Source organism: Litorivivens sp. (genome assembly GCF_057445395.1).
Genome location: NZ_JBVBUV010000028.1, coordinates 1 through 11,659, shown reverse-complemented (window position 1 = coordinate 11,659; position 11,659 = coordinate 1). Strand labels below are relative to the sequence as shown.

The following is an 11,659-nucleotide window of genomic DNA, read 5'->3' as shown; positions in this document are numbered from 1 at the left end:
TCCCGTCTCAGAGCGTTTTAAAGACGCGCTCAGCAGCGTCTATGGTGGCGTCGATATCGGCATCGGTGTGCGCCGCAGACAAAAAGCCTGCCTCATAACTGGCCGGAGCCAGATAAACACCTTCATTCAGCATGCCGTGAAAAAATCGGTTAAAGCGTTCGGTGTCGCAGGCCATCACCTGCTGATAGTTAGTGATCGCTTCCTCGTCGGTGAAGAATACACCGAACATGGTGCCGACATGATTACTGGTCATGGCAATGCCGGCAGCCTGTGCGCGGTCGCGCAACCCCTGAATCAGTCGGTCGGTACGTGCAAACAGGGGTTCGTAAAACCCCGGCTGCTGAATGGCCTTGAGCATGGTAAGTCCTGCGGCCATCGCCAGCGGGTTGCCGGACAATGTGCCGGCCTGATAAACGGGGCCGGCGGGGGCGAGCTGTTGCATGATATCTTCGCGGCCACCAAAGGCCGCTACAGGCATGCCGCCGCCCATGACTTTGCCCAGTGTGGTGATATCGGCGGTGACACCATAATGACCCTGAGCGCCGCCGGTGCCCAAGCGAAAACCGGTCATCACTTCGTCTATGATCAGCAGGGCGCCACTGTTATCGCACTGCGTGCGCAAACATTCTAAAAAGCCGGGTACTGGTGGTACGCAGTTCATATTGCCTGCGACAGGCTCCACGATCACGCAGGCGACCTGGTTTCCGATTTCCGCAAACGCCTGCTCTACACCGGCAATGTCGTTATAGGTAAGCGTGATGGTGTGATCCGCCAACGATTTTGGCACACCGGGTGAACTGGGTACGCCGAAAGTCAGCGCGCCGGAGCCGGCCTTGATCAACAGTGAATCCGAGTGGCCGTGATAACAGCCCTCAAACTTGATGATCTTGTCGCGCCCGGTTGCGCCGCGCGCCAGGCGGATGGCACTCATGGTTGCTTCGGTACCGGAATTCACCATGCGCACCTGATCCATACCGGGCACCAGCTGGCACAGGGTTTCTGCCAGTTCGGTTTCAACGGCGGTGGGTGCGCCAAAACTGAGACCCTTTTCGAGGGCTTCTTTTACCGCCTCTATAACCTCGGGGTGAGCGTGGCCCAGTAGCATGGGGCCCCAAGACAGCACGTAATCGATATAGCGTTTGCCGTCGACATCGTAGAGGTATGCTCCCTTGGCGTGGTCGATGAACACCGGGGTGCCACCGACGGCTTTAAAAGCCCGAACGGGTGAGTTTACGCCACCGGGGATACGTTGTTTGGCTGCCTCGAAAAGCTTCTCTGAACCTTGCATATTTCTCTCACTTCTTTGCGTGGGCGCATTATCGCTGATTGGTGGCGACTTTTCAGGTGCAGAATTATAACGGGCGAACCACAACCAGAATGACTGCGCCAAATAAGACAAACACCGGAGCTTCATTAAACCAGCGATAGAACACATGGCTGCGAACATTTGCGTCGGTGAGGAATCGTTTAACGAGCACGCCACAGTAAAGGTGATAGCCTATCAGTGCCAGCACCAATATCAGCTTGATCTGCATCCAGGTCTGCGAAAGATAGTACTGCCAGTTCTGGGACAGCAGTGCCAGCCCGAGAACAATCGTTAGCACCGCAAATGGGCTGATAAATCGATACAGTTTTCGTTCCATGATTTTCAGGTGGTCGCGGGTGGCCGCATCTTCAGCCATGGCATGATAAACAAACAGGCGCGGCAGATAGAAGATGCCGGCGAACCAGCACACCATGGCGATGATGTGAAAAGCCTTTATCCAGAGCATTGGGTTTAAAACCTTATTGGCAGATTGTAGTGATCAGATAGCGCCTCGCGGGTAATAACCCCTTCGTCAGGCGGGCCTCGGCGCTGCCTTCGGGCGCTGACAAACAGGCTATCCAAACCTTCCTGGTTCATGGTTTCGAGTGCTTCCATCAGGGTGCCGTTGATCTCAAAGTTGGCGGCACGGCGACGGTTTTCCAGCACGGCGAGTAGATCAATGCCAGTGTCCGCTTCAGTGTCTTGCGTCTCGCTAAGCACGGGAAACCAGTGTTCCCGGTGCACGATAATACGCTGACCTTCGGCGTTGGTAATCACCAGCCAGCGCACTGGCTTTTCCAACAGTTTCTGTAGCTCATGACGGTCGGGTTTTTGTGAAACATGCTTGATATTGCGATCCATCACAGCGGCGGCACTGGTGCGCAGCAGCGTGAGCGTGAGCGGATTCGTGCGCACGGCCTGCTGCATGGCGAGCAGGGTAGTCTGGTGGGCTGATTGCAGCTTAAACAGTTCCCGGTGGACCAGTTGCGCGCTGATAACCGCGAGCATAGCCGGAAATATGATGTTCAGGTTGTGTGTCAGTTCGATGACCGCCAGCAGCGCAGCGAGCGGCGCATTGAGAATGGCGCCCATCAGCGCCGCCATTCCCATCAGCACATAAAAACTGTGATCCGGGGCGAGCGCGGGAACGGCGGCAGCGCCCAAAATGCCGAGTGCACCGCCGGCGAAGGCACCGACCAGTAGTGACGGACCGATAATGCCGATCGGCATTCCCATGCCGCAGGAGATGGCGGTTGCCACCAGCTTCAAAACCGTCAGTAGTAGCAGTAATTGCAGGGAGTAACTTCCATCCAGCGCGGCTTGCAGGCTGTCGTAACCGATGCCCAGTACCTGCGGGGCCAACAGTGCACAGACACCGGTAACAAGGCCCGCAATACCAAGTCGGAGCCAGATCGGTTTATTGAGCCAGGTCAAACAGCGCTTCTGGATAAGCACAAATAGTGCTGACAGTGTGCCGCCTATACAACCGAGCAGTGCGATAAACGGCAATTCCAGCAGCGAGGTCATGTTTACATTGGTGGCGGGCAGGAAAACCACCGCGCCGAAAACTGCCTGAGACAGCGTAGTGGCGGTCACTGCGGCCAGTATAACGGGAACAAAGCCCGCGACAGTATATTCCAGCATCACCACTTCCATCGCGAAGATGACGCCGGCAATGGGGGTGTTGAATGAGGCCGCAATGGCTGCCGCTGTTCCGCAAGCTGTCATCACCCGCAGACTGTTATTCGGTAATCGCAGCGCCGCACCGAACAGACTGCTGGCGGCAGAACCGATATGCACAGCGGGTCCTTCGCGCCCGCCCGATTGCCCGCTCAGCAGGGCGACAAGGCCTCCGGCAAACTGAGTAAACAGATTGGCAGGCGGCAGACGACCTCGACCATTGTGCAGGGCGGCGATAACGTGGGGGATGCCGGTAAAGCGATGCACCGGGCTGACAAAGTGAAGACATATCCCAAGCAGCAAGGCGCCGCCGAAAGGTAGCAACAAATGCCAGTGCCAGCTCAGGGCTTCAAAGTTTTCCGGCGATTGGTCGGGAAGCCACTGGGCGAGTGGCCATTCAAGTGCCAGGCGAAAGACAATCATCAACACAGCGGTAATGGCGCCGGACAGGATGCCGAGCAGCGCGTAGGGTAGCGCGGCTTCGGGGCTGGCCAGTCGGCGCCTGAAACGGCTGAGGGTGCCTTCGGTCACAAGGCTGGGCCTGAGTTAAAGTCTACTGGTGCCGTATTCTGCGTCATCCTGCCTTCGCGTGTGCCGGTCAAATCCAGTATTATAAAGGCCCTTCTCGCTGCGCGCCTAATAGCGTTGTTTGCGGGGTATTCAATCTCTAGTGAAAACGGGCAGGAATTTAAGCGTGTTAAAGGTTGGTATTGTAGGTGGCACGGGCTATACCGGGGCTGAGCTGTTGCGAATTTTGGTAGACCACCCTGATGCAGAAGTGACCATGATTACCTCGCGCGGTGAAGCTGGTCTGGCGGTGGACGAACTGTTTCCCAGCCTGCGCGGCCGCTTGGATCTGCGCTTTACCGAGCCAGATACCGAAAAGCTGGGTGCCTGCGATGTGGTGTTTTTCGCAACGCCGCACAATGTGGCGATGAACACCGTGCCTGACCTGTTGAAGACCGGCACACGAGTGATTGACCTGTCGGCTGATTTTCGTATTCGCGACGCTAAGCTCTGGAGCGAGTGGTATCACGAGGAACATGTCTGCCCTGAGCTGCTTTCAGAGGCGGTGTATGGCCTGCCCGAGGTCTTTGCTGATGAGCTGAAAACTGCTCGACTGGTGGCCTGCGCAGGTTGTTATCCCACGTCCATTCAGTTGGGCTACTGGCCGCTGCTTGAAGAAAAGCTGGTGCACACCGATGGCTTGATAGCCAGTGCAGCCTCCGGGGTGAGCGGCGCGGGGCGTCAGGCTAAGGTGGGGTTTCTGTTTGCCGAGGTTGCTGAAAACTTCAAGGCTTACGGCGTTTCCGGGCATCGACATTTGCCTGAAATCAACCAGTGCCTTGGTTGGGCAGCCGGCGAGCCAATTAACGTGATTTTTACTCCGCACCTGCTGCCGATGATTCGCGGTATTCACGCCACTCTGTATGCGAGACTGCGTGATCCGGCTGTCGCCCTGGATGAGCTGCAGTACCTTTATGAACAGCGCTACAAGGATTCGCCCTTTGTCGACGTAATGCCGCTGGGGAGTCATCCTGAAACTCGCAGCGTAAAAGGCAGTAATAAGTTGCGTATAGCTCTGCACCGCCCGCCCAACAGTGATCACGTTGTGGTGTTGGTGGCAGAGGACAATCTGGTGAAAGGGGCTTCCGGTCAGGCAATTCAATGCATGAACATTATGTTCGGGCTGGATGAAAGTGCCGGTCTGGGTGCGATATCAGTCTTTCCCTAGGCCGAAGCTAAAGCTGGTATACTTGACCAAATTGCTTGGGTATTTAACAATCGTCCCTGATGTGCGGGCGTTACGAGGAGTGGTATGTCATCTGTCGAGCAGTTTACCCCGACAGTCATCAATCTGACGGCGAGTGCGGTGGACAAGGTTCGCGCGCTCAAAAGTGAGGAAAATAACGGCGACCTGAAGCTCCGGGTGTTTGTTACCGGCGGCGGTTGTTCCGGTTTCCAATACGGCTTTACCTTTGACGAGCTGGTGGCCGACGATGATACGGTGGTTGAAGTGGAGGACGTCGCTGTGCTGATTGATCCGCTGAGTTACCAGTATCTGGTGGGTGCACAGGTTGACTATGAAGAAGGCCTGGAAGGTTCACGCTTTATGGTCAAAAACCCCAATGCGAGTACAACCTGTGGTTGTGGCTCGTCCTTTTCTATCTGATGCGCTTCATGTCGCGCTAGGGCGGGAACACCGCGCCTAGCGGTACCTCACGTGCCGCGCCTGTCACGCTCGGCAAATTCCCGCTTAAGCCCCTAAGTCTTCGATACGCTAACCAGGCGAACGCTAGGCCTTCCACGTGTTGGGGGTCTGCTCCCAGTGAAGCTGTGCTTGCAATCTGGGCCGGGTGTAGCAGTGATTCCAGTCTTTGCATCAGTGCGGTATTAAAGGCACCGCCCCCGCAAACGTAGATTTCGTTTGGGCCGGGTGACAGAGCCAGCAGCGGGCGGGCGATACTTTGCGCGGTGAGTTCGAGCAAGGTCGCCTGTACGTTTTCTGGAGCGATGTCTCTGTCGGTCTGATCGATGATCGCAATCAGTTGTTTCAGGTCGAAATCTTCGCGGCCTGTGCTTCGTGGGCCCTGTCGGTTCGCGAAGTAGGGATGTGACAGCAATTGATCCAGCAACGGGGCATCGACTTTGCCGCTGGCAGCAAATAGCCCTCGATCATCGAACGCCTGCCCGTTGTGCTGCTTGATCCAGCCGTCCATCAGCACATTGCCGGGGCCGGTGTCGAAACCGGTGCAGGGTCCGTTTACCGGCAACAGTGTCAGATTGGCCATGCCGCCGATATTGATAACCGCTCGATCGTGCGTGGGCGATGCGAAAACGGCGCGGTGAAACGCTGGGGCGAGTGGCGCGCCTTGACCGCCTTCGGCGATATCGCGGCGTCTGAAGTCGGCCACCACGCAGATGCCGGTGCGCGCCGCCAGTGTGTTCGGGTCGCCGATCTGTAGTGTAAAGGCAGTGCTGGCGGCCTGTTCAGGCGTTGGTGGCCGGTGCCGGATGGTTTGGCCGTGGCAGCCAATGGCTTCAATCTGGGGGGCATTCAGCGAGGCGGAGGCCAAAAGTTGTTTTACTGAGTCGGCGTAAAGTGTGGCCAGTGCCCGGTCTGCCCGCCCGAGCAGTTCAATCTCATTGTTGCCGGGTTGGCAGAGCTGGCGCAGCGTCGTTTGCAGCTCTGCCGGGAACGGCGTATTCAGGTGGTGAAGGTAGCGGGGCGCGCCATCGTCACCAATCTCACACAGCAGTGTGTCGACACCGTCCAGGCTGGTGCCGGACATGATGCCAATATAAAGCCCCATTAACCGGAGCCGACGGAAGATGTTGACGGACTGCGGTAGCCGGCCTGAACGGAATAGGTAGAAAGCTGCAGATGCATACCCTGTACCGAGTTTTTGAACATGGCCATTTCCGTTGCTGTAATCTTTCGGGCCTTGGGTAGCTTCTCAATAATGGTGCTCGGGTTGCGGTGTACCCCGTTCAGCAGAAATTCGTAGTGCAGGTGCGGGCCGGTGGCAAATCCGGTAGACCCAACCCAGCCTATGGTCTGCCGTTGATCAACTCGGTCACCTTTTCGAACGGCTTTGCGATCCAGATGCAGGTATTTGGTAATGTACTGGGAGCCGTGCTGGATAATCACGTAATTGCCATTGGCCTTGGTGTATCCGGCTTCGATGATTCGGCCATCGCCAGCAGCGTAGACAGGTGTGCCGCGCGGTGCAGCATAGTCGATGCCACGGTGAGGGCGCACGGTCTTGAAAATCGGATGCAGGCGGTTTGGGTTAAAGGGTGAGGATATGCGGGAGAATTCGAGCGGCGCACGCAGAAAAGCCTTTTGCATACTCTCGCCGTTCAGTGAATAGTAGCCAGTTTTGCCCAGTGCATTTGTATAGCGGAAAGCTTGGTAGCTGCGTCCGCGGTTGACGTATTCGGCTGCCAGAATCTTGCCGGACTTGTAGCGCTGGCCGTCTATGTAGAGCTCTTCGTAGAGCACGATAAAGTGATCGCCGGCCCGCACGTCATAGATAAAGTCCATAACACCGCCAAAAATGTTGGCCAGCTCCATGATGAGGCCGTCTGGCATGTCCGCATCTTCGGCTGCTTTATAGAGTGAGGACGAAATGGTAGCGCTGGCGATGCGTGGACGTACTTCCGGTTCGCGAACCAGCTCGGTGGCGCTAAAGCCTTTGGCGGTGCGTTCGTAAACGAGGGAAGTCAGAGCATTCTGCTTGAGCTTCATGGCGAGCAATTGACCGTCCTGAATGTGGAAGGACAGCTGCTGTCCGGGCTTGATCCGGCTCAGGGGCTTCACTTCGGTGGTGCCGGTTATCAGTTCGTGTACGTCGCGGGCGGTTAGTCCGACGCGCTGGAATATATGGGACAGGCTATCACCGGGTTGAACGGTAACATCATCCCAGGGAGTGATCGGTGCTAGCGGCTCCTGTTCGATGTCGACAATCACGCGATCTACGTCGGAAGGCGCAATTTCGAGCGAGAGCGGGATGGCGGTGCGTTTGGCCTCGGCCTGTTCGCCGGGCAAGAGCAGCAATAGTAAAACAACGGCGACAAAGGTCGACATGGCTGCTACCACCTGCTTTTTCGGAGGGTGGGGCAGATTTTGTCTGTTGTTGCGAGTTCCGAAATGCATCCGTCGGGCCTGCTGTTTTTTAAACATCACTATAACGCGTCGTTTTCAATTTGAAAATAGATTTAAATTTAGCAATATGAGTCACTTAGCGTGGTAACCTCTAATAAAGCATCAAACAATAGCTGCAAAGTGCCAACTTACCCCGCATCGCTTGCAATTCGGGGAGGGTGCTGTATTGTGCCAGCTCTTTTGCTTGGGGCTATAAGAATTTATCCGGAGTGTGATCGTGGTAAATAAAGATTTAATCGCGGATCTGCGCGCACGTGGGCTAATTGCGCAGATGAGCAGCGACGAGGAGCTGGAAAAGCACCTCAACGAAAGCCCCCGAACACTCTATTGCGGTTTCGACCCAACGGCCGATAGCCTGCATATCGGCTCGCTCGTGCCCCTACTCACCTTGAAACGTTTTCAGCTCGCTGGCCACAAGCCGCTGGCGCTGGTGGGCGGTGCGACCGGCTTGATTGGCGACCCCAGCTTTAAGGCTCAGGAACGCAAGCTCAATACGCCGGATGTGGTGGCGGGTTGGGTCAACAAAATTCGCGCTCAGGTCAGCCAGTTTATCGATTTTGATTGCGGTGAAAACTCCGCTGAAGTGGTCAATAATCTGGACTGGATCGGCAGTATCAATGTGTTGGACTTCCTGCGGGACGTCGGTAAGCACTTCGCCGTGAATGCGATGATACAGAAGGAGTCCGTCAAACAGCGGATCGAGCGTGAAGGTGAAGGTATCTCCTATACCGAATTTACCTACATGATTCTCCAATCATACGATTTTGCCGAGCTTAACCGCCGCAACGCCTGCACATTGCAGATCGGGGGCTCTGATCAATGGGGCAATATTACCGGTGGTATCGACCTGTCTCGCCGGTTGAATCGGGCACACGTATTCGGTCTAACCCTGCCTCTGGTGACTAAGGCAGACGGTACCAAATTTGGCAAAACAGAGGCTGGAACGATTTGGCTTGATCCTGCCAAAACCTCTCCCTATGCCTTTTATCAGTTCTGGCTAAACACTGCAGATGCAGATGTTTACAAATTCCTGCGTTACTTTACCTTCCTCTCACCGGCCGAGATCGATGAAATCGAGGCTGCAGACAAGGCTGCGCAAGGTCGACCTGAGGCTCAGGGGATTTTGGCGCGCGAGGTTACCGGGCTGGTTCACGGTGACGCGGGGCTCGCAGCAGCCCAGCGCATTACCGAGGCGCTTTTCAGTGGCAATGATGAAGCTTTGTCGGAGGACGATTACCAGCAGTTGCAGCTCGATGGCTTGCCGAGTTCAACACTGGATCGCACTACCCTGGCGGACATTCCATTGACGCAATTGCTGGCCGATGCGGGAATGGCGGCTTCCGGGAAGCAGGTAAAGGATGCGCTTGGGCGTAACGCGGTCGTCATTAATGGTGTGGCCGCTGGTGCTGCAGACATGATGAACTCTCCTGCCCTGTTTGCGTCTGAAAGTGCGCGTTTCGGACGCTTCTATCTGGTGAAGCTGGGCAAGAAAAAATACCACCTCTTTGTAGCCCCTGAGTGACTGTCGTAAAAACTTGCTGGTGAACGCTGCTGATCAAGAGGTCGTCAGCGGCGTTTGCAGGTTTTTGCGGAGCCATTCACCAAAGGCTTCTTCCGGCAGCGGTTTGCTGAACAGGTAACCTTGAAAATACTGGCAGCCCAGTGCGCAAAGCGCGCTGAGCTGAGTACGGTCTTCAATGCCTTCAGCGACAACCGTCATATCCAATACCGTGCCGATGTTGATGATCCCCTCCACCAATTGCTGCCCTCGGGTGCTGTCGAGGTTGTCTACAAACTGTTTGTCTATCTTGAGTACGTCCAGCGGCAGATCTTGCAGGTAGGCGAGTGACGAGTAGCCGGTACCAAAGTCATCCACGGCAATACTGACACCAAGCTCCCGTATAGCTTGCAGCTGCTTTCGGGCAGTGACTAGCGAATCTACCAGTGCGGATTCCGTCAGTTCGATTTCCATCTGGGGGGCGGGGATGGCGGTCGCCTGAAGGGCGCTTTGCAGCGTAGATGGCAGCGTTTCCTCGCGCAGTTGCCAGGGGCTGACATTGACAGATAGTCGCCCTGGAAGGTGAGTGTTCTGCTCGCGCAGTCGTCCAAGGAAGGCGCAGGCCTCATTAATTACCCAGGCGCCAAGTTTTGGCATAAAGCCGGAGCGTTCCGCCAGTGGAATAAAGATGGCTGGCGAGATGAGGCCCTGGTTGCCGTGGTGCCAGCGCAACAGCGCTTCGGCCCCGCAGCATTGTCCATTGGCGTCCACCTTCGGTTGGTAGTGCAGCGAGAACTCATTATTTTCCAAGGCTGATGGTAGGGCATCCTCGAGATCACGATCGCGCTGGATCTGCTCCTCGAGCAGGTCATCGAAAAACACGGCCTGGTTGCTGCCTTTGCGGATGGCTTCTTGCATGGCTAGATAGCCGCGGTAGAGAGCATTCTCCGCTGAGTCTGGCAGGCTTACATCAATGATGCCGAGTTGGAAGGTGAGATTGACTGGCTGGCTGCCAACAAAATAGGCTCGGGTGAGCTCTTCATTGATGTTCTGTTGCTTTGATTTTAGGTGCTTTTCTTCCAGTCTATGTCGGATAACGCAGAACGTGCTGTCCTGCAGTCTGGCGAGCGTGTCGGTCGGTTGCAGCGTATTGCGGATCCGATCAGCAAGCTGGCGGATCAGATCGTCAGCGTTTGCGTTGCCGAACGTTCGGCGAATCGCATGGAACTCATTGACATGTAGCATGATTAACACGCGGGCTTCCTGCCGTGTAGTCAAAATGCTGGACAATTGTTCGCGGAGCCAGAGCTCATTGGGTAGGCCTGTGATGCTGTCGTAGTAGGCGCGGGTTTTTAATTCCTCTTCCTGCTTCCTTAGCAGGCGCATCGCATTATGGTGTTCTCGCCCGAAGCAAATGGAGATCACGATGAGTAGCCAGATCAGAGGTAGCCCAGCTGGTAATGAATTGGTGGAAAGCTCGAGACTGAGGATCCGGTTGAGCAGGTAAATGGCCTGGATTGCCAGATAGCTTGCCAGCCACATCGCGTTGAGACGTTGACCATTTCGGTAGATAAGAAAGGTGCAATAGAAGCAAAAGGCGTAACTGAGCAACACTGCGCCATTAAACAGTCGGCTTGAATGCTCCCCGAGCGCCTGGTAGGCCGTAACGTCCTGAAAAAATATCGTTGTCGTCCCAGTGATAGTGACATTGGAGGTAAAATAGTGTGGCGGTGCTAATAGGGCGGCGGCAGTGAGCGCTATCATGCCCAGTGTATAGACTGCGTATGCGTACTGGATTGAACGCTTTTTCAGGAGAAGCGACATATGCCCCAGTAACCAAGTAAAGGCCACGACGTGACTGAGTCCGGAAAAGGTTTGCCAGCGCGCGGCCAGTGCGGCCTGTTCGAGGGTTTTAGCGCTATACCAAGCCGATGTTGCGAATAGGAAACAGGCTATAAAGACACTTACGAAGGCGTAGCTCCGAAATATGTGCACGTTTTTGCTGAGGTTTCCCAGCCACAATGCTTGAATGGCGGCAAATACCGCAATCGCGCCGGCGGCGTTTAGAAGCGAAATCATTCCATCCTGCTATCTATAGAATCTGTATTCGTAAGCATAGGCGATGCTGTTGGTTTCTGGCATACCGCAGGGTGCGCTAAACGGCGTTGACCGGCGCCGATCATAGTCTAGAATTGTGATGGGGCGCGGGCTGCAGGCCTAGTGTGGTTATCGGCATGACCTGGTTTCTGTGTCGTAGTGTTGATCAAACTTTAACCGACTGAAATTCTTTTAGATTTTTTGAAAAAAGTACTTGCAGTAAAGGCTGATGTATTTATAATGCGCACCTCGCTTGGGGAGACACACCTTAAGCGACTTCGAAAGCCCTAGCGGCTTCGAGTTATTTAACAAATCGAGATTAAGTAATTTGTGTGGGCACTTGTGTGGTGATGTGACGACAATCATATCAGATACAAGTGACTCGTAAATTCATGAATTTGAATACGAT

The 11,659-nt window shown here is 55.2% G+C and carries 9 protein-coding genes; 3 read left to right on the top strand and 6 right to left on the bottom strand.

All coding sequences use genetic code 11. The features are described from left to right. Window positions 1-7: 7 nt before the first annotated feature. From hemL to AC222A_RS09910, 3 genes are all read right to left on the bottom strand, one after another. Entirely contained in the window at window positions 8-1,288 is a 1,281-nt protein-coding gene (hemL, locus tag AC222A_RS09920; protein ID WP_372747672.1) for a glutamate-1-semialdehyde 2,1-aminomutase, read from the bottom strand. A 64-nt stretch (window positions 1,289-1,352) separates the two neighbouring features. Then, entirely contained in the window at window positions 1,353-1,772 is a 420-nt protein-coding gene (locus AC222A_RS09915) for a CopD family protein (RefSeq protein WP_372747671.1), read from the bottom strand. Between the two features lie 5 nt (window positions 1,773-1,777). Next, window positions 1,778-3,517, bottom strand: a complete 1,740-nt coding sequence (locus AC222A_RS09910) for a chloride channel protein (RefSeq protein WP_486774919.1) — start codon at window positions 3,515-3,517, stop codon at window positions 1,778-1,780. Between the two features lie 163 nt (window positions 3,518-3,680). Here AC222A_RS09910 and argC point away from each other — a divergent pair, with 163 nt between their 5' ends. Further along, window positions 3,681-4,721 carry an N-acetyl-gamma-glutamyl-phosphate reductase gene (gene argC / locus AC222A_RS09905; RefSeq protein ID WP_372747669.1) on the top strand — a complete coding sequence of 347 codons (1,041 nt, stop codon included), beginning with the start codon at window positions 3,681-3,683 and terminating at the stop codon, window positions 4,719-4,721. Between the two features lie 84 nt (window positions 4,722-4,805). After that, a complete protein-coding gene (gene erpA, locus AC222A_RS09900) occupies window positions 4,806-5,159 on the top strand; it encodes an iron-sulfur cluster insertion protein ErpA (RefSeq protein WP_372747667.1) in 354 nt (117 codons plus the stop codon). A 16-nt stretch (window positions 5,160-5,175) separates the two neighbouring features. On the opposite strand, the gene AC222A_RS09895 is transcribed toward erpA, so the two are convergent. Further along, window positions 5,176-6,300, bottom strand: a complete 1,125-nt coding sequence (locus AC222A_RS09895; protein ID WP_372747666.1) for an anhydro-N-acetylmuramic acid kinase — start codon at window positions 6,298-6,300, stop codon at window positions 5,176-5,178. Next, window positions 6,300-7,646 (bottom strand): peptidoglycan DD-metalloendopeptidase family protein, encoded by a 1,347-nt coding sequence (locus AC222A_RS09890; RefSeq protein WP_486774918.1) that lies wholly within the window; start codon window positions 7,644-7,646, stop codon window positions 6,300-6,302. The genes AC222A_RS09895 and AC222A_RS09890 overlap by 1 nt, the downstream gene beginning before the upstream one ends. 220 nt (window positions 7,647-7,866) lie before the next feature. On the opposite strand from AC222A_RS09890, the gene tyrS reads away from it, so the two are divergent. Next, window positions 7,867-9,177, top strand: a complete 1,311-nt coding sequence (tyrS, locus tag AC222A_RS09885; protein ID WP_486774917.1) for a tyrosine--tRNA ligase — start codon at window positions 7,867-7,869, stop codon at window positions 9,175-9,177. A 33-nt stretch (window positions 9,178-9,210) separates the two neighbouring features. Here tyrS and AC222A_RS09880 read toward each other — a convergent pair whose 3' ends face one another. Then, a complete protein-coding gene (locus AC222A_RS09880) occupies window positions 9,211-10,539 on the bottom strand; it encodes a putative bifunctional diguanylate cyclase/phosphodiesterase (RefSeq protein WP_486774928.1) in 1,329 nt (442 codons plus the stop codon). Window positions 10,540-11,659 lie beyond the last annotated feature (1,120 nt).